Genomic DNA, 17,053 nt, shown 5'->3' with positions numbered 1-17,053 from the left:
TTACCGTTCCCAGGACGAAGAAAAATCGACAAAATGCAGCAACACTTTCATTGCTGGAGTGAAAATGATCCGCATCGATGATCTCGGGCTGTTCCTGCGCAGCGCCGCCCTGGGCAGTTTTACCGCCGCTGCGGTGGAGGCCAACCTGTTGCCGGGCCAGGTCGCGGCAGCGATCAAGCGCCTGGAGCGGGAACTGGAAGTACGGCTGTTTACCCGCACCACCCGCAGCCTGCGCTTGAGCGCCGAAGGCGAACAGTACCTGCCCACCGCCCGCAGCGTGTTGGAGCAGTTGGAGCTGGGCCGCGAACGCTTGCGCGGCGATGACGCGCCGCTGCGGGGCACGTTGCAGATCGCCGCGCCGTCGGACCTGGGGCGCAACATCCTGCTGCCGATGCTCACCGAGTTCCGCCGCCTGCATCCAGAACTGACCTTGCGCTTTTTGGTGTCGGACCAGGTCACCAACCTGTTTCGCGACCCGGTGGACGTGGCTCTGCGTTATGGCTGGAACGAGGACGCCAACTACATCGCCCTGCCCCTGGCGCCCTGGAACCGCCGGGTGCTGGTGGCCTCGCCGGACTACGTGGCGCGCCACGGCGCCCCCGCGTCCACCGACGAACTGACGCACCACCCGTGCCTGCTGTACCTGCAAAACAGTCGTCTGCATGACCGCTGGGAGTTGGGCGGGCAGACCGTGCAGGTCGCGGGCCCCTTGTTCAGCGACGACGCCGATGTGGTACGGCGCTGGGCCGTGGCCGGCGAAGGCATCGCCTACAAGACCTGGCTGGATGTGTACGCCGATGTCCAGGCGCAGCGCTTGGTGGTGCTGCTGCCAGAGATTGCCGGGGATGTGTACCCCTTGAGTTTCGCCTGCCCCCATCGCGGGCAGATGTCGCGGGCGGTCACCCAGTTGTATCAATGGTTGAACCAACAGTTCAGCGCCATGGAGCGCCCGTGAACCCTTTTGTAGTGGATTAGGAAAGACGCGGTTTTTATGTCCAATCAAACCATCAAGACGCCGTGCGTCGGCCTGTGTTCCACCGTGTATGGCGACCTGGTGTGCCGTGGCTGCAAGCGCTATCACCATGAAGTCATTCAGTGGAATGGCTACAGCGCCGAGGAAAAACAAGCGGTCTGGCTGCGCCTCGAACAGTTGCTGGTGCAGGTCATGGCCAGCAAGCTGGAGGTGTTTGATCCTGCGCGCCTGCGCCAACAGTTGGAGGAGCGCAAGATCCGCTTTATGCCGCACCAGTCGCCGTATTGCTGGGCCTATCAGTTGATTGCCAGGGGCGCACGGGTGATTTCCCGGCTGGATGCGTACGGGTTGGTGTTGCTGCCCGAGTTTCGTGAGCGGCACCTGGCGGATTTGCGTGATGCGATTGATCGGGAGTTTTTCCTGCTATCGGAGGCGCATTACCAGCGCTATATCGCGCCGGATTTTTTGCGTGAGGCGTTTGGGCCTCAGTTGATAGCCACTCTCTAAAGCACACCACAAACCCCTGTGGGAGCGGGCTTGTGTGGGAGCGGGCTTGCCCGCGATGGCGGTGGGTCAGTCACCTATGCATCAACTGACACTACGCCATCGCGGGCAAGCCCGCTCCTACAATGAGTCCTCATATACCTTGAGGTGTCAGTGGGTCCACGACGCCGCACGCTCGGTGTGCAGGCCGTACCGTTCAATCGCCTGCTGGCACACCTGCGCCTCCAGGCTGCCCTGCTCCACCAGGGCGGCCAGCGCGGCAAGCACGATGTGGTGGCGGTCCACCTCGAAGAAGTCGCGCAACGCCGCACGGGTGTCGCTGCGCCCGAAGCCATCGGTGCCCAGCACGGTGTAGCTGGAACCCAGGTAGGAACCGATCATCTGTGGCACGGCGCGTACGTAGTCCGACACTGCAACCACTGGCGCACCCTCGGGCAGGCAGGTCGCCAGGTGGCTGCGCTGCGGTTCTTGTAGCGGATGCAGGCGGTTCCAGCGCTCCACCTCGCGCGCATCGCGGGCCAGTTCGCTGAAGCTGGTCACGCTGAACACCTCGCTGGCGATCTGCCAATCGTCTGCCAGCAACTGCGCGGCGGCCTGGGCCTCGCGCACCAGGGTGCCGGAGCCGAGCAGGCGCACCTTGGCCCCGGCGCTGCCATCGAGGCGGTACATGCCCTTGATGATCGCCGCTTCGACGCCCTCGGGCAGGCTCGGCTGCGGGTAGTTTTCGTTCATCAGGGTCACGTAGTAGAACTCGTCCACATCGTGCTCAAGCATCTGGCGCATGCCATGGTCGAGAATCACCGCAAATTCGCCGGCGAATGCCGGGTCGTAAGCGCGGCAGTTGGGCACAGTCGCGGCCATCAGATGGCTGCTGCCGTCCTGATGCTGCAAGCCCTCGCCGCCCAAGGTGGTCCGCCCTGCCGTGGCGCCGAGCAAAAAGCCCCGGGCGCGCTGGTCGGCGGCGGCCCAGATCAGATCGCCCACGCGCTGGAAGCCGAACATCGAGTAGTAGATGTAGAACGGCAGCATGCGCAAGCCATGCACCGAGTAACTGGTAGCCGCCGCGACCCAGGAACTGATAGCACTGGCTTCGCTGATGCCTTCCTCAAGGATCTGCCCGTCGGTGGCTTCGCGATAGCTGAGGATCGAGCCGATGTCCTCGGGCTCGTAGCGCTGGCCGACGCTGGAGTAGATGCCGATCTGCTTGAACAGGTTGGCCATGCCGAAGGTACGTGCCTCGTCGGCGACAATCGGCACGATCCGCGGGCCCAGGGCCTTGTCCTTCAGCAAATTGCTGAGCATGCGCACAAAGGCCATGGTAGTGGACATTTCCTTGCCTTCGGCCTGGGTCGCGAAGCCGCCGTAGCCACTCACCGGCGGCACAGGCACCGGCTCGGCGTGCTGGCTGCGGCTGGGCACATAACCGCCGAGGGCGGCGCGACGCTGGTGCAGGTAGCGCATCTCTGCGCTGTCGGCGGCGGGTTTGTAGAAGCTCAGGGATTCGGTCTGCTCGTCGCTCAAGGGCAACTGGAAGCGGTTGCGAAAGGCGATCAGCGCATCGCGGTCGAGTTTTTTCTGTTGGTGGGTGGTCATCTTGCCCTGCCCGGCTTCGCCCATGCCAAAGCCCTTCTTGGTCTGGGCCAGGATCACCGTGGGGCGCCCCTTGACCCGCCGCGCGGCGTGATAGGCCGCATGGATTTTCAGCATGTCGTGGCCGCCGCGCTTGAGACGGTCGATCTGCTCGTCGCTCAAGCCGGCCACCAGTTTGGCCAGGGACTCACTCTGGCCGAAGAAGTGCTCGCGGTTATAGGCACCGTCCTTGGCGGCAAAGGTCTGGAACTGCCCGTCCACGGTCTGGGACAAGGTGCGCACCAACGCACCATCCTCATCCTTGGCCAGCAAGGCGTCCCAATCCGAACCCCACACCAGCTTGATCACGTTCCAGCCAGCACCGGCAAACAGCGCCTCCAGTTCGTCAATGATCCGCCCATTGCCACGCACCGGGCCATCGAGGCGCTGCAGGTTGCAGTTGACCACCCAGGTCAGGTTGTCCAGGCCTTCGCGGGCCGCCAGGGTCAGGGCCGACATGCTTTCCGGCTCGTCCATCTCGCCGTCGCCGAACACGCCCCAGACGTGGCGGTCGGTGGTGTCCTGCAAGCCACGATGGTGCAGGTAACGCATAAAGCGCGCCTGGAAAATCGAACTGATCGGGCCAATCCCCATGGAGCCGGTGGGGAACTGCCAGAAGTCCGGCATCAACCACGGGTGCGGATAGCTGGACAGGCCACGGGCACCGGCCTTGACGGCGCCCAGCTCCTGGCGATAGTGGGCCAGGTCCTGCTCGCTCAAGCGGCCTTCAAGAAACGCCCGCGCGTAAATACCAGGCGCGGAATGCGGCTGGTAGAACACCAGGTCGCCGCCGACGTTGTCGTGGCGCGCACGGAAAAAATGGTTGAAGCCCACCTCGAACAGGTCCGCCGCGCTGGCATAGCTGGCGATATGGCCACCCAATTCGCCATAGGCCTGGTTGGCGCGCACCACCATGGCCAGGGCGTTCCAGCGCACCAGCGAGGCCAGGCGCTCTTCGGTGGCCAGGTCGCCGGGAAAGTGCGGCTGCTGGGCAACACTGATGCTGTTGATGTAGGGCGTGCCATGGCGCGGCTTCCAGCCGATGGCTGGGGTGTTGCCGGCGTCGGCCAGCATATCGAGGATCTCCCGCGCACGTTCGGGGCCGGCGTGGCGCACCAGGGAGTCCAGGGCATCGCGCCACTCGGTGAGCTCTTGCTGGTCAATGGCTGTTTGATTGACTGTCTTTACGAAACCGTTCATGGGCACCTCCGAGCTGTTTTTTCCAGTTTATGTCTGCCCAAAAGGATTTTTTGACTGTTCTGGCCAGGTGGCGCGGCGATTTGCAGCACAAAACGCTTAAACACAGCTGATTAAAAGCACGTTGTGCTCCAACCACCTGAAACACCGCAATTGTGTTTAAAATGCCGCCCGTTTAATGATCGACGCTGCCCGATGACCCCAGACGCCCTCGCCCTGCTCCATTCCCATTTGCTCGAAGCCCTGCGCGACGTGCCCACAGAAACCCGGCGCCTGTTCCACGGCCGGGGCCGCTGCTGGCCGGGCCTGGAACAATTGACCGTGGATTGGCTGCAAGGCGTGGTGCTGGTCTCGTTGTTCAAGGAGCCAGAGCCTGCGCAGTTGCAAGCCTTGCAACACCAGTTGCGTGAGCTGTGCGAAAGCTGCGAATGGCAACAGGCCGGCGCCCACACCCTGGCCCTGCAACATCGCTACCTGCCGCAAAGCACCACCGAATGGTTGTGGGGGCAGATGGTCGACGAATTGACCATCACCGAAGGCGGCCTGCGTTATCGCATCGACCTGGGCAAAAAGCAGAACAGCGGGCTGTTTCTGGATATGCGCTACGGGCGCAACTGGGTGCGCGAGCACGCCCATGGCCTGCGGGTATTGAACCTGTTTGCCTACACCTGCGGGTTTTCCGTGGCCGCCATCGAGGGCGGCGCCGAGCATGTGGTCAACCTGGATATGGCCCGTGGCGCCCTGAGCCGGGGTCGCGACAACCACCGGCTCAATGGCCATGACCTGGGCAAGGTGAGTTTCCTGGGGCACGACTTGTTCAAGTCCTGGGCCAAGGTCACCGGCAACGGCCCCTATGACCTGGTGATCATCGATCCGCCGTCCTTCCAGAAAGGCAGCTTCCTGCTGACCAAGGATTACCAGCGCGTACTACGCCGCCTGCCGGACCTGCTGACGCCCCGAGGCACGGTACTGGCCTGCATGAATGACCCGGCGCTGGGCGAAGATTTCCTCATCGAGGGCGTCACCCGCGAAGCACCGGGGCTGCGCTTTGAGCAGCGCCTGGCAAACCCGCCGGAATTTCCTGATATCGATCCGCAAAGTGGCTTGAAGGCCCTGGTGTTCCGTCAGGGCTGATGCCGAATCCGTCAACGCTTGCTACCCTAGACCTAACGCCGTGGTGGTGAACCTTATCCCCACCTTCCCGGTCGATACTTGCATCCCTTGGCCAGATTCGACGCTAACTCGCCGTCGGCTGCCCTGTTTCACCTTTTGGAGAACGCCCCTGTGATATCGACCCTGCATGTAGCCAGACTCAAAGCCTGGGGCGCCCATGGTTTTACCGCCACCGGCGTGGTGCTGGCCTTCCTCGCGACGCTGGCGCTGCTGGAGAACCAGCCCAAGGCCTGCCTGCTGTGGCTGGGCCTGGCGTTGATCGTGGACGGCGTGGACGGGTCGCTGGCGCGGCGGGTCAATGTGCAGACCGTGTTGCCAAGCTTCGATGGCTCGGTGCTCGACCTGGTGATCGATTACCTGACGTATGTGTTTATCCCGGCGCTGTTCATCTACCGCTATATCGACCTGCCGGACTTCACCCATCTGTTCACCGTCTCGGTGATCCTGGTGTCATCGCTGTTCTGCTTCTGCAACGTCAATATGAAGAGCAAGGACAACTACTTCCAAGGCTTCCCGGCGGCCTGGAACGTGGTGGCGCTGTGCGTCTACATCATCGATCCGGACGCCTGGATCACCCTGGCCACGGTGATCGGCCTGGCGCTGCTGACAGTCACGCCGATGAAGTTCCTGCACCCGTTCCGGGTCAAGCGCTTTATGCCGATCAATATTGCGGTGACCACGGTGTGGCTGCTGTGCAGCCTGTTGCTGGTGATCGACCGGCCGTACACCAACACGTTGACCATGGGCCTGTGGTTGTTGATGTCGGCGTACTTCCTGGGGATTTGTATCTGGCGCACGGCAGTGGAGTGGTTGGATAAATCGCGTAAGGCATGATGTGCGGCGCCATCGCCGGCAAGCCGGCTCCTACAAAAGCACAATCCCTTGTAGGAGCTGGCTTGCCAGCGATAATCCTCAATATAACGCTCGGTACCTGACACCCTGCGATCGATAACAGAGTGTGGGCAGGGTCAGAACGCCAGCTTGAAACCAATCAACCCCAGCATCACCGCCAGGCACGGGCGCAGCAGTTCGTCCGGCACCCGGCCTGACATGTGGCTGCCAACGTAGATCCCCGGCAGCGACCCCATCAGCAAGAACCCCAACAAATGCCAGTCCATGTTGCCCATGCTCGCGTGCCCTAGGCCGGCGACCAGGGTCAGCGGGACTGCGTGGGCGATTTCAGTGCCCACCAGGCGTTTGGTGGCCAGGAACGGGTACAGGATAAACAGCGCCACGGTGCCCAGGGCGCCGGCACCGATGGACGTCAGGGCGACCATGGTGCCGAGGATCGCGCCGGTGAATACCGTCAGCCCGTTGAGGTTGCGCGGGCTCATATGGTAGTGGTCGCCTGCATGGTGCTGGGCAAAGGCCAAGAGTTTTTTCTTGAACAGAATCGCCAGGGCCGTCAGCAACAGCACCACACCCAGGGCTTGCTTGATCACCTCGTTCATCGCGCTCGGATCGGTGTGCAGGCTCTTGAGGAACCACAACGTCAGCAACACCGCCGGCACGCTGCCCAGGGTCAGCCAGCCGGTGATGGTCCAGTCGATATTCTTGTTCTTGCCATGCACCAGCACCCCGCCGGACTTGGTGATGGCTGCATACAGCAGGTCGGTGCCCACGGCCGTGGCCGGGTTGATGCCAAACCACAACAGGATCGGAGTCATCAGCGACCCACCCCCGACGCCGGTCATACCGACGATAAAACCAACGATCAGGCCTGCAACTACAAAACCAAAATTACCCACATCCATTACAACTACCTGCGGCCTTATAAAATTCTGGCGGCAGCATAGCGATTTTTCTTATAACGACTTATATCAATACGATCTGACTTTATTCCTTTTTCAGCTCACAGATTTATTTGTCGCGCCGTGCATCCAGTCAGCCGCGCCATGAGTAGTACAGGAAGTAGCCCTTGCGCTGCTTTGCTGTTCACCCTTATGGAGAGACACCAATGAACACTAAACCCCTGCTCTGCCTGACCTGCCTGCTTATCGCCGCCCCAACAGCCTTTGCCCAGGCCACCCTGCCCGACAGCATCAAAGTGCCGGATGGCCACAAGGTGACCATGCAAACCACGGGTGTCGGCGAAATCACCTACGAATGCCGCGACAAGGCCAACGCTGCCGGCCAGACCGAATGGGTGTTCGTCGGCCCCAAGGCAGTACTCAATGATCGTAGCGGCAAGCAGGTGGGTACCTACTTCGGCCCGCCCGCCACCTGGCAGGCCCAGGACGGTTCGAAAGTCACCGGCACGCAACTGGCCGTAGCGCCGTCCAGCGCGGGCAACCTGCCCTATCAACTGGTCAAGGCCAACCCCGCCGAAGGCAAGGGTGCAATGAGCGGTGTCAGCTATATCCAGCGCGTGGCACTCAAAGGTGGCGTGGCGCCGAGCGCCGAATGCAGCACCGCCAACAAGGGCAAGCAGGAAGTGGTGAAGTACCAGGCGGACTACATCTTCTGGGCGGCCAAATAATGCGCCTGGCAAAAAAACTCGTCTAAGCTGCTGCGCTAGCACCCCGGCCATTCGCGGCCGGGGATTGACCCTGAAAAGGCGGCCCCAGTCCTTGCCCGAACCTCTCTTTGACTATGAAGCCTGTCTGTTGGCCTGCGCCCGCGGCGAACAGCACGCCTTGCGTCAGTTGTACGAACAGGATTGCGCCCGGCTGCTCGGCGTGGCCAAGCGCATTGCGCGGGATACGGCGCTGGCGGAGGACATCGTGCATGAGGCGTTTATCAACATCTGGAACGGCGCCGGCGGCTTCGACCCGCGCCGGGGTTCGGCCCGTGGCTGGGTGTATAGCGTGACCCGGCATATGGCGCTCAACGTCATGCGTAAAACGGGCCGTGAAGTCGCGCTCAGCGACGAGCATGAACACACACTGGTGGCTGAATCCAGCGCCGCGCATTTCGAATACCGCGCCCGTAGCGCCAAGGTTTACCAGTGCCTGGAACACCTGGAGCCGTCGCGCCGCAGTTGTATCTTGCATGCGTATGTCGACGGCCTGTCCCACAGTGAAATCGCACAGAAACTGGGCACCCCGCTGGGGACTGTCAAAGCCTGGATCAAACGCAGCCTCGCGGCCTTGCGTGAGTGCATGGCATGACTCCCGACGAATTGGACGAACTGGCCAGCGAATACGTGCTGGGCACCCTGGCAGCCGAGCAACGCCTGCACGTGCAGCAACGGCTGGAGCACGATGGGCCCTTGCGGGCGGCGGTGGATGCCTGGGAACAGCGCCTGTTGCCGCTGACCGAACTGGCCGCGCCGGTGGCGCCGTCGCCCTACCTGTGGCGGCGCATTGAGCGCAGCCTGGGCCATCGCGCGGTGGGCGATACGCCGTCGGTGCCGTGGTGGAACCTGCTGGCGCTGTGGCGTGGCCTGGCCGGTGCTGGCTTGTTGGCCAGCCTGGTCCTGGCCGCGCTGCTGCTGGCCCGCCCCGCTGCCGTCAACCCTACCGCCTACGTGGTGGTGCTGATGGCCCCGCAAAGCCAGGCGCCCGGCTGGGTGGTCCAGGCCAGCGACAGTCAGCAAATCCAACTGATCCCCCTGGGCGTGATGGAAATACCGGCGGACAAGGCACTGGAATTCTGGACCAAGGGTGAGGACTGGCAAGCCCCGGTTTCCCTGGGGCTGGTCAAGCCGGGGCAGAGCCTGTCGATCCCATTGGACAAACTGCCACCGCTGGCGCCGAACCAGTTGTTCGAGATGACTCTGGAAGGCCCCAATGGCTCGCCGACCGGTAAGCCGACCGGGCCGATCCAGGCGATTGGCCGCGCGGTGAAGGTGATCTAGCACTGGATTAAAACGCCGACTCGCGCCATCCTCCGCGTTTTACGCCGCCTTAACTGCGGCGCTTGACGCTCAAAGGATATGTTCATGCACGACCAAGCCCTCGCCCCTGCCGATTTCGACTTCATCGAAGACATTCTGCTCAAGTACGGCGACGACAACTCGGTGTTGAACCTGGCCGAGCTCGATGGTTACTTCACCGCCCTGGTGTCCGGCCCGGCACCGGTGGAGGTTGCCATCTGGTTCCCGGCCATCTGGGGAGGCCAGATCCCGGCATGGGAAAGCAAGGAAGAGCTGGGGCAGTTCATCGACCTGTGCACCCGCCATCTCAATAGCATTGCTCTGCAGTTGGCCACCGATGCCGAGGGTTTCCAGGCGCGTTTTGAACAAACCGAACACCAGAGCCTGCCGTTGACCCTCGCGGAAGAATGGTGCTTTGGCTATATCCGTGGCGCCGCGATCAGCGAATGGCCGCCCCTGCCGAGCGAACAGGCGGCACAGTTGGAAGCCATCTCCTGGTGCGCCGAGCAGGACAACTTCGAATTGCCGGCCGACCTGGATGTCCCGGCCCACCAACAACACGTCGCGCGCATCGAACCGGCCGCCAGGGCCTTGCATGCCTATTGGTTGAGCCAGCGCGGTTAAACCTGCGCCACGATTTGACCCTGCCGTGCCGGATGGTCGATTATTCGTCTCCGCCAGCCGGCCACTCCCAGCCACCGCGCCTTGAATCAGGAGCCTTGTACCTTGAGTTCGCAGAAAACCGTGACCGTGACACCGCCCAACTTTCCATTGCACGGCAAGGTAGCGCCTCCCGGCTCCAAATCCATCACCAACCGCGCCCTGCTGCTGGCGGCCCTGGCCAAGGGCACCAGCCGCCTGAGCGGCGCGCTGAAAAGCGACGATACCCGGCATATGTCCGTGGCCTTGCGCCAGATGGGCGTGACCATTGATGAGCCGGATGACGTGACCTTTGTCGTCACCGGCCACGGCAAGCTACAACTGCCGGCGCAACCGTTGTTCCTGGGCAACGCCGGCACCGCGATGCGCTTTCTCACAGCCGCCGTGGCGACCGTGGACGGCAGCGTGGTACTGGATGGCGACGCGTACATGCAAAAGCGTCCTATTGGCCCGCTGCTGGCGACCCTGAACCAGAACGGCATCCAGGTACAAAGCCCCACCGGCTGCCCGCCCGTGACCGTGCATGGTCGCGGCAAGGTGCAGGCCAAGCGCTTCGAGATCGACGGCGGCCTGTCCAGCCAGTACGTGTCGGCGCTGTTGATGCTCGCGGCCTGCGGCGAGGCCCCGATCGAGGTGGCCCTGACCGGCAAGGACATCGGCGCCCGTGGTTATGTCGACCTGACCCTCGATTGCATGCGCGCGTTTGGCGCCCAGGTGGACGTGGTCAACGACAGCACCTGGCGCGTGGCCCCGACCGGCTACACCGCCAATGATTACCTGATCGAACCCGACGCTTCTGCCGCCACCTATCTGTGGGCCGCCGAAGTGCTGACCGGCGGCAGCATCGACCTGGGCGTCGCCGCACAGGATTTCACCCAGCCCGACGCCAAGGCCCAGGCCGTGATCGCACAGTTCCCGCAGATGCCGGCCACGGTGGTCGGCTCGCAGATGCAGGACGCCATCCCGACCCTGGCGGTGCTGGCGGCGTTCAACAATACGCCGGTGCGCTTCACCGAACTGGCCAACCTGCGGGTCAAGGAGTGCGACCGCGTCCAGGCGCTGCATGACGGCCTCAACGAAATTCGCCCGGGCCTGGCGACCATCATCGGTGACGACTTACTGGTCGCCAGCGATCCGGCGTTGGCCGGCACTGCGTGCACCGCGCTGATCGACACCCACGCCGACCACCGCATCGCCATGTGCTTTGCGCTGGCGGGGCTGAAAGTCTCGGGCATCAAGATTCAGGACCCGGACTGCGTGGGCAAGACCTATCCTGAGTACTGGAACGCCCTGGGCAGCCTGGGCGTGCAACTGACCTACTGAGCCGTCAACACCAGCGTGGGGAGGGAGTGATCATGACAATTCGCCAGCCCTGCCCACCTGCTGTATGTGACTGCGAGCGCGAGCAACTGCTCGAGGCGCCCGGCACCGACCAGCGCATCCTGCAACTGACCCGCCAGGAAGAAAAAAAGCTGCTCGAACGCCTGGAAAACCTGCAAAGCCTGGCCGACCTGGAACGCATGCAACAGCTGATGCACCAGCAACTGGGCATCCGCGTGCACATAGCCCCAGGGCATACCGAAGTCAAAAGCATGCGCGGGATCCAGATCGTCATCGACGAACTGCCGGGCCTGTGTCGCAAGACCCGGCAGTCGATTCCGGCAGCAATCCGCAAAGGGATGGAGAAGCGGCCGGAGATTGCCTATCGGCTGCTGGATGCCCACGACCTTTTCCGCGACAGCCCAACCCTGTAATGCCATTCAGTTAAGCGAACGCAATGCTCAAAGCAGCGCAGATCAAATGTGGGAGCGGGCTTGCCCGCGATAGCGGAGTGTCAGTCGACAGATATACCGACTGACATGACGCCATCGCGGGCAAGCCCGCTCCCACAGGGGATCTGCGCTTAACTGAACGACATTACGGCTTGCCGTCTCCTACAGGGCGCAGCGGGTTTGTACGAACAGTTGGGCCTTGCGCGTCATCTGGTCAAAATGCCGGTCACGCTGTTTCTCGGCATCGATCATCGCGCGCTTGCCGTGTTTGTGTAGCAGGTAGGTGTGGATTTGCCGCACCTCCAGCGAACTGTAGATCGACGCCACATCCAACACGCCCATCAGGCCATCGGTGCTGTAGTCGCGGGTGTTCATCAACACCTGGGTGCCACGCACGCCGCGCACCTGGAAACCCATGGCTTCGAACGCCGGGACTTTTTCCACCGCGCAGGTCAATTCGCAATGGGGGTAGCGGCCGAGCATCTCGTCCATCATCGCCCGCGCCACGCCCTGGCGGCGGTGGCTGGCATGCACGGCCATATAGGCCACGCCGCAGGCCTCGGGATCGTCCTTGACCGGCAGGTACAGCAAGAAGCCGATGACCTTGGCCGGGTCCTGCTCATCCATCGCGACGATCAGCTCGACCGCAATGCCCTTGGCCCCGCCCACCGCTTTCAGGTACAGGTGCACTTCGTAGCCGATTGCATACTGGTAGACGTTGTACAGCAGGTTGCTCGGCGGGATGGCGACCATGCTGATATCAGTCAGGTAGTCGACCACCATCTGCAGGATCTGGCTGTTGACGGGCTCGGGGCATGGGCTGGCGTAGTGGGTAAGGGTGAACATCGAATTCCTGTTTCCTGGTCTTTCGCAATCAAGGCAGCGGGGATTGTACCTGTTCTGCGCCACACACCTCGCGCAAACAGCCGCGCAACCAACGATGCGCGAGGTCGGCATCCAGGCGTGGGTGCCAGAGCATCGCCACGCTGAACTCAGGGACTGGCACCGGCAGGGCAAAACTGCACAGGCCATCGCGCAGGCCGCGGGTATAGCGCTCGGGAACGCTGGCGATCAGGTCGGTCCTTTGCGCCAGGGCCACGGCCGTGGAGAACCCGGTGACGATGGTCGCCACGTCCCGCGTGAGGTGCAAGGCCTCAAGGGCATCGTCAATCTGCCCGCGCTCGCGCCCGCGCCGCGACACATAGATATGCCGGCCGGCGGCGTAGCGCGCGGTGGTGATGGGGCCCTGGCTCAGTGGGTGGCCGGCGCGTACCACGCCGATAAAACGGTCGCGAAACAGCAACTGGGTCAGCACTTCCGGGTTGGCCGTGCTATCGACCACACCGGTTTCCAGGTCCACCCCACTGTCGCGCAGCGCTGCACCGGGCTTGTGCACAAAGTGCAGGCGCACCCCGGGTGCCTGTTCGGCGACACGGGCGATCAGCGCCGGGCCGAAACTTTCGACAAAACCTTCGCTGGTGCGCAGTACAAAGGTGCGCACCAGGCCCTTGAGGTCCAGGACCTGCAGCGGCCGCAATAGCGCTTGGGCATCTTGCACCAGTTGGCTGACCTGCTCGCGCAGTTCCAGGGCGCGTGGTGTCGGCACCAGGCCGCGGCCGGCGCGCACCAGCAAGGGGTCGCCGGTGGTTTGGCGCAGCCGCGCCAACGCGCGGCTCATGGCCGAGGGGCTCAGGCCCAGGCGCTGGGCGGCACGGGCGACGCTGCCTTCGGTGAGCAGTACGTCCAGGGTAATCAGCAGGTTGAAGTCAGGCAGCGACACGGCGGCAATCCTCATCAGGCGTTTGACGCATGTATAGAGTGCAACCGATGCGTCTTCCGCCATGTTAGGCGACGCCGTAGATTGCGGGCAACGGCCACGGTGCAGCACGAGGACATCCCATGACATCCCCTACCCCACGCGGCGCACTCGCCGGTTTGTCGCTGTGCATGTTGTTGGCCTCGCTGGGCACCAGCATTGCCAATGTCGGCCTGCCCCAGATGGCCGAGGCCTTTGCTGCAACCTTTGCCGCGGTGCAGTGGGTGGTGCTGAGCTACTTGCTGGCGACCACTGCCGTGCTGGTAGGCGTCGGCCGTCTGGGCGACCGCTTCGGCCATCGCCGCCTGCTGCTGGCGGGCCTGCTGGTGTTCGCCGTGGCCTGTGCCCTGTGCAGTACCGCGCCGTCCCTGGGCATGTTGGTCGCGGCGCGGGCACTGCAAGGGTTTGGCGCGGCGATCATGCTGGCAATGACCATGGCGCTGGTCGCGGCCACCGTCCCCAAAGAGCAGACCGGGCGCGTCATGGGGTTGCTGGGGACCCTGTCGGCGGTAGGCACCGGCCTGGGGCCGGCCATTGGTGGCGCGCTGATTGCCGCGTCTGGCTGGCGCGCGCTGTTTCTAGTGATGCTGCCGTTGGCCGCCCTCGCTTGTGTGCTGGTAAGAGGCACACCGGCCGATAGCGATCCGCAAGCCTCGGGCGCTGGCCGCTTCAGTGTATTCGCGACACTCCATGACCGCGCCCTGGGCGCCGGGCTTGGCATGAGTACGCTGGTGGCGGCGGTGATGATGACCACCCTGGTCGCCGGGCCGTTTTACCTGAGCCATGGCCTCGGACTCGACCCCGCGCAAATGGGCCTGGCCATGGCCGTCGGCCCCTGTAGCGCGGCGCTGGCGGGTGTACCGGCCGGGCGCCTGACCGACCGCTGCGGCAGCTACGCCACCACGCTGGGTGGCCTGCTGTGCATGCTGGCCGGCTGCCTGGTGCTGGCATTGATGCCCCTGGACGCCGCCGGTTACATCGGCGCGCTGGTGATCCTCACCCTGGGCTACGCGCAATTCCAGGCGGCCAACAACACGGCGGTGATGAGCAATGTGTCGGCGGGTCGACGCGGGGTGATTGCAGGCTGGCTGAACCTGTCGCGCAATCTGGGCCTGATAATCGGCGCGTGGGCACTGGGTGCAGTGTTTGCCTGGGGCACGGGCGATATCCATTCTGCCCTGCCACCAGCGGTCGGCCAGGGCTTGCACATGGCCTTCGGGGTGGCCTCGGGGCTGGTCGTACTGGCGCTGCTGTTGGCCTTCACGCGCCGGGTAAAAACGCTGCAAGCCAGCACGGCGCCTTGACAAGGGAAAATCGTAACGGCTATTGTCTGACAACCTGATTACCTAGGTTTTGCCATGCTTGAGCTCCAGCGTCCAGATTCCCTCGTCGTGCGTGTTGTCAGCGCCATACGGGCCGAGATTGACTCCGGACAACTGGCGCCCGAGTCGCGCCTGCCTACCGAGCAGCAGTTGGCGGAACAGCTGAATGTCAGCCGTTCGGTGGTGCGCGAGGCGATTGCCCAGCTCAAGGCCGATGGCGTACTGACCGCCCGGCGTGGCCTGGGCTCGTTTATTTCGCAGACCCCGGCCGGCACGGTGTTCCGCTTTCCGGAAAAGAACGGCCGGCGCCCTGACCTCGCGCAAATGTTCGAGGTGCGCCTGTGGATCGAAACCCAGGCGGCCTCCATTGCTGCCCAACGCCGCGACGCGGGCGATCTGCAGCGCATGAAACGCGCCTTGCAGGAAATGCACGACAAGCGCGCCGACTTTGAAGCAGCAGCGCTGGCCGACGTGGAGTTTCACCGGGCCATCGCCGACGCCAGCAAAAACGAATACTTCGTCGCCTTCCACGACTTTTTGCGCAGCCAGTTGGCCAGCGCGCGCAAGACCGCCTGGGAAAACTCCGCCTCGCGCTTTGCCAGCGGCTCGGCCGATGCCACCCAGGAACACCAGGCGCTGTACCAGGCCATCGTCGACGCCGATCCCCAAGGCGCCGCCGCGGCCGCCGAAGCGCATTTGCGCGCGGCCGCCAAGCGCCTGCAACTGGAGCTGCCCGCTACCCACTGATCGACCCAAGACCGATAAAGCGTGCCTGCGGGCGCGCCGTTTTTTTAACAAAAACATTAGTCTGACAACCTGATAAGCAGACTGAAATGTACTGATTTAGGTAGCCCACATGATTTATGACTTTTGCATCATCGGCGGCGGCATTGTCGGCCTGGCCACCGCGATGGAGCTGCTCAAGCGCCAGCCCAACGCGTCCCTGGTGATCCTGGAAAAGGAAGCGTTGCTGGCCAAGCACCAGACCGGCCACAACAGCGGCGTGATCCATGCCGGCATCTATTACGCGCCGGGCAGCCTCAAGGCCGACCTGTGCAAGCGCGGCGCCGAGGCCACCAAACAGTTCTGCCGCGAACATGGGATCAAGTTCGAGGTATGCGGCAAGTTGCTGGTGGCCTCCACCGCCCTGGAAGTGCAGCGCATGGAAGCACTCTATGCGCGCTCGCAACTCAACGGGATGAAGGTCGAGCGCCTCGACGCCGAGCAGTTGCGTGCCCGCGAGCCGAACATTGTCGGCCTGGGCGGGTTGTTTTTGGATGCCACCGGGATTGTCGACTACCGCCAGGTCTGCGAAACCATGGCCGGGGTGATTCGCCGCAATGGCGGTGAGATCTGCCTGGAAAAAACCGTGACGGCGATTGCCGAAGACAGCGACAAAGTCACCGTCAGCACCCACGACGGTGCCTGGCAGGCGCGGCACCTGGTGGTGTGCGCCGGCCTGCAATCGGACCGCCTGGCAACCCTGGCCGGGATCGATATCGACCACCAGATCATCCCGTTCCGGGGCGAGTATTTCCGCTTGCCCGCGTCAAAGAACAACATCGTCAACCACTTGATCTACCCGATCCCCGATCCGGAACTGCCGTTTCTGGGGGTGCACCTGACCCGCATGATCGATGGCAGCGTCACCGTCGGCCCCAATGCCGTGCTGGGCCTGGGCCGGGAGAACTACAAGAAGTTCTCCGTCAACTGGAAGGATGTGGCCGAGTACGCGCGCTTCCCCGGGTTCTGGAAAACCATCTGGCAGAACCTTGGCTCGGGCAGCGTGGAAATGAAGAACTCGTTGTTCAAATCCGGCTACCTGGAGCAATGCCGCAAGTATTGCCCGTCCCTGGAACTCGACGACCTGCTGCCCTACGAAGCCGGGATCCGCGCCCAGGCGGTGATGCGCGACGGCAGCCTGGTGCACGATTTCCTGTTCGCCCAGACGCCGCGCATGTTGCATGTGTGTAACGCGCCCTCACCGGCAGCCACCTCGGCCATTCCGATTGGCGAAATGATCGCCGACCGCATGTTCAGCCCCAACTAAATACCCCCTGTAGGAGCTGTCTCGCCCCGCGAGGCTGCGATGGCGGCGGCACAGGCAACCAATATATCGCTCGAGCCACCGCCATCGCAGCCTCGCCAAGGCTCGACAGCTCCCACATTTGAGCGCGTTCGCAACACCCT

Annotated in this window: 17 protein-coding genes; 13 read left to right on the top strand and 4 right to left on the bottom strand. The window is 63.3% G+C overall.

Going from position 1 to position 17,053, the window contains the following annotated elements; genetic code table 11:
* The first annotated feature begins 64 nt into the window (after positions 1-64).
* Both HBO19_RS18400 and HBO19_RS18395 read left to right on the top strand, forming a co-directional pair.
* The gene (locus tag HBO19_RS18400) at positions 65-955 is read left to right on the top strand and encodes a LysR substrate-binding domain-containing protein (RefSeq protein ID WP_170043230.1); all 891 of its coding nucleotides are present in this window, start codon (positions 65-67) and stop codon (positions 953-955) included.
* A 36-nt stretch (positions 956-991) separates the two neighbouring features.
* Positions 992-1,480 carry a DUF1289 domain-containing protein gene (locus HBO19_RS18395; RefSeq protein ID WP_170043229.1) on the top strand — a complete coding sequence of 163 codons (489 nt, stop codon included), beginning with the start codon at positions 992-994 and terminating at the stop codon, positions 1,478-1,480.
* 147 nt (positions 1,481-1,627) lie between these two features.
* Here the strand turns inward: HBO19_RS18395 and mdeB are convergent, their stop codons facing one another.
* Entirely contained in the window at positions 1,628-4,306 is a 2,679-nt protein-coding gene (mdeB, locus tag HBO19_RS18390) for an alpha-ketoglutarate dehydrogenase (protein ID WP_170058028.1), read from the bottom strand.
* Between the two features lie 192 nt (positions 4,307-4,498).
* On the opposite strand from mdeB, the gene HBO19_RS18385 reads away from it, so the two are divergent.
* Complete coding sequence (locus tag HBO19_RS18385; RefSeq protein ID WP_170058027.1) at positions 4,499-5,437, top strand: class I SAM-dependent methyltransferase; 939 nt, start codon at positions 4,499-4,501, stop codon at positions 5,435-5,437.
* A 150-nt stretch (positions 5,438-5,587) separates the two neighbouring features.
* A complete protein-coding gene (gene pcsA / locus HBO19_RS18380) occupies positions 5,588-6,310 on the top strand; it encodes a phosphatidylcholine synthase (RefSeq protein ID WP_169957058.1) in 723 nt (240 codons plus the stop codon).
* Positions 6,311-6,444: 134 nt separating this feature from the next.
* Here the strand turns inward: pcsA and HBO19_RS18375 are convergent, their stop codons facing one another.
* Complete coding sequence (locus HBO19_RS18375) at positions 6,445-7,230, bottom strand: sulfite exporter TauE/SafE family protein (RefSeq protein ID WP_169957057.1); 786 nt, start codon at positions 7,228-7,230, stop codon at positions 6,445-6,447.
* A 203-nt stretch (positions 7,231-7,433) separates the two neighbouring features.
* On the opposite strand from HBO19_RS18375, the gene HBO19_RS18370 reads away from it, so the two are divergent.
* From HBO19_RS18370 to HBO19_RS18345, 6 genes are all read left to right on the top strand, one after another.
* Entirely contained in the window at positions 7,434-7,955 is a 522-nt protein-coding gene (locus HBO19_RS18370) for a DUF3455 domain-containing protein (protein ID WP_169957056.1), read from the top strand.
* 91 nt (positions 7,956-8,046) lie between these two features.
* On the top strand, positions 8,047-8,586 hold the full coding sequence (locus HBO19_RS18365) for a sigma-70 family RNA polymerase sigma factor (protein WP_169957055.1): 540 nt from the start codon (positions 8,047-8,049) through the stop codon (positions 8,584-8,586).
* Complete coding sequence (locus tag HBO19_RS18360; protein WP_169957054.1) at positions 8,583-9,275, top strand: anti-sigma factor; 693 nt, start codon at positions 8,583-8,585, stop codon at positions 9,273-9,275. Before HBO19_RS18365 ends, HBO19_RS18360 begins: the two co-directional genes overlap by 4 nt.
* An 84-nt stretch (positions 9,276-9,359) precedes the next feature.
* The gene (locus HBO19_RS18355) at positions 9,360-9,917 is read left to right on the top strand and encodes a UPF0149 family protein (RefSeq protein WP_170058026.1); all 558 of its coding nucleotides are present in this window, start codon (positions 9,360-9,362) and stop codon (positions 9,915-9,917) included.
* Positions 9,918-10,019: 102 nt separating this feature from the next.
* Positions 10,020-11,276 (top strand): 3-phosphoshikimate 1-carboxyvinyltransferase, encoded by a 1,257-nt coding sequence (aroA, locus tag HBO19_RS18350; RefSeq protein WP_170058025.1) that lies wholly within the window; start codon positions 10,020-10,022, stop codon positions 11,274-11,276.
* Between the two features lie 32 nt (positions 11,277-11,308).
* Positions 11,309-11,707 (top strand): hypothetical protein, encoded by a 399-nt coding sequence (locus HBO19_RS18345; protein WP_170043224.1) that lies wholly within the window; start codon positions 11,309-11,311, stop codon positions 11,705-11,707.
* 180 nt (positions 11,708-11,887) lie between these two features.
* Here HBO19_RS18345 and HBO19_RS18340 read toward each other — a convergent pair whose 3' ends face one another.
* Together HBO19_RS18340 and HBO19_RS18335 are read right to left on the bottom strand one after the other, a co-directional pair.
* Positions 11,888-12,571: a GNAT family N-acetyltransferase gene (locus HBO19_RS18340; protein ID WP_170058024.1), complete on the bottom strand. Its 684-nt coding sequence runs from the start codon at positions 12,569-12,571 to the stop codon at positions 11,888-11,890.
* A 28-nt stretch (positions 12,572-12,599) separates the two neighbouring features.
* Positions 12,600-13,505, bottom strand: coding sequence for a LysR family transcriptional regulator (locus HBO19_RS18335; protein ID WP_170058023.1), 906 nt, complete (start codon positions 13,503-13,505; stop codon positions 12,600-12,602).
* A 119-nt stretch (positions 13,506-13,624) separates the two neighbouring features.
* On the opposite strand from HBO19_RS18335, the gene HBO19_RS18330 reads away from it, so the two are divergent.
* From HBO19_RS18330 to lhgO, 3 genes are all read left to right on the top strand, one after another.
* Positions 13,625-14,845, top strand: coding sequence for an MFS transporter (locus HBO19_RS18330; protein WP_170058022.1), 1,221 nt, complete (start codon positions 13,625-13,627; stop codon positions 14,843-14,845).
* Positions 14,846-14,899: 54 nt separating this feature from the next.
* A complete protein-coding gene (locus HBO19_RS18325; protein ID WP_029295107.1) occupies positions 14,900-15,610 on the top strand; it encodes a FadR/GntR family transcriptional regulator in 711 nt (236 codons plus the stop codon).
* A 109-nt stretch (positions 15,611-15,719) separates the two neighbouring features.
* Positions 15,720-16,913, top strand: a complete 1,194-nt coding sequence (gene lhgO, locus HBO19_RS18320; protein ID WP_169957047.1) for an L-2-hydroxyglutarate oxidase — start codon at positions 15,720-15,722, stop codon at positions 16,911-16,913.
* Positions 16,914-17,053 lie beyond the last annotated feature (140 nt).

It is taken from the genome of Pseudomonas sp. WS 5021 (assembly GCF_012985535.1).
Taxonomy (GTDB): Bacteria; Pseudomonadota; Gammaproteobacteria; order Pseudomonadales; family Pseudomonadaceae; genus Aquipseudomonas.
The sequence above is the reverse complement of the archived record's forward strand: the minus strand, read 5'-3'. Positions and strand labels throughout refer to the sequence as shown.

Coding starts and splice junctions, on each gene's coding strand:
- HBO19_RS18340 (WP_170058024.1), bottom strand. CDS start 12,571: ATGTTCACCCTTACCCACTACGCCAGCCCATGCCCCGAGCCCGTCAAC.
- HBO19_RS18370 (WP_169957056.1), top strand. CDS start 7,434: ATGAACACTAAACCCCTGCTCTGCCTGACCTGCCTGCTTATCGCCGCC.
- mdeB (WP_170058028.1), bottom strand. CDS start 4,306: ATGAACGGTTTCGTAAAGACAGTCAATCAAACAGCCATTGACCAGCAA.
- HBO19_RS18330 (WP_170058022.1), top strand. CDS start 13,625: ATGACATCCCCTACCCCACGCGGCGCACTCGCCGGTTTGTCGCTGTGC.
- lhgO (WP_169957047.1), top strand. CDS start 15,720: ATGATTTATGACTTTTGCATCATCGGCGGCGGCATTGTCGGCCTGGCC.
- HBO19_RS18345 (WP_170043224.1), top strand. CDS start 11,309: ATGACAATTCGCCAGCCCTGCCCACCTGCTGTATGTGACTGCGAGCGC.
- HBO19_RS18395 (WP_170043229.1), top strand. CDS start 992: ATGTCCAATCAAACCATCAAGACGCCGTGCGTCGGCCTGTGTTCCACC.
- HBO19_RS18400 (WP_170043230.1), top strand. CDS start 65: ATGATCCGCATCGATGATCTCGGGCTGTTCCTGCGCAGCGCCGCCCTG.
- HBO19_RS18385 (WP_170058027.1), top strand. CDS start 4,499: ATGACCCCAGACGCCCTCGCCCTGCTCCATTCCCATTTGCTCGAAGCC.
- HBO19_RS18360 (WP_169957054.1), top strand. CDS start 8,583: ATGACTCCCGACGAATTGGACGAACTGGCCAGCGAATACGTGCTGGGC.
- HBO19_RS18355 (WP_170058026.1), top strand. CDS start 9,360: ATGCACGACCAAGCCCTCGCCCCTGCCGATTTCGACTTCATCGAAGAC.
- HBO19_RS18375 (WP_169957057.1), bottom strand. CDS start 7,230: ATGGATGTGGGTAATTTTGGTTTTGTAGTTGCAGGCCTGATCGTTGGT.
- HBO19_RS18325 (WP_029295107.1), top strand. CDS start 14,900: ATGCTTGAGCTCCAGCGTCCAGATTCCCTCGTCGTGCGTGTTGTCAGC.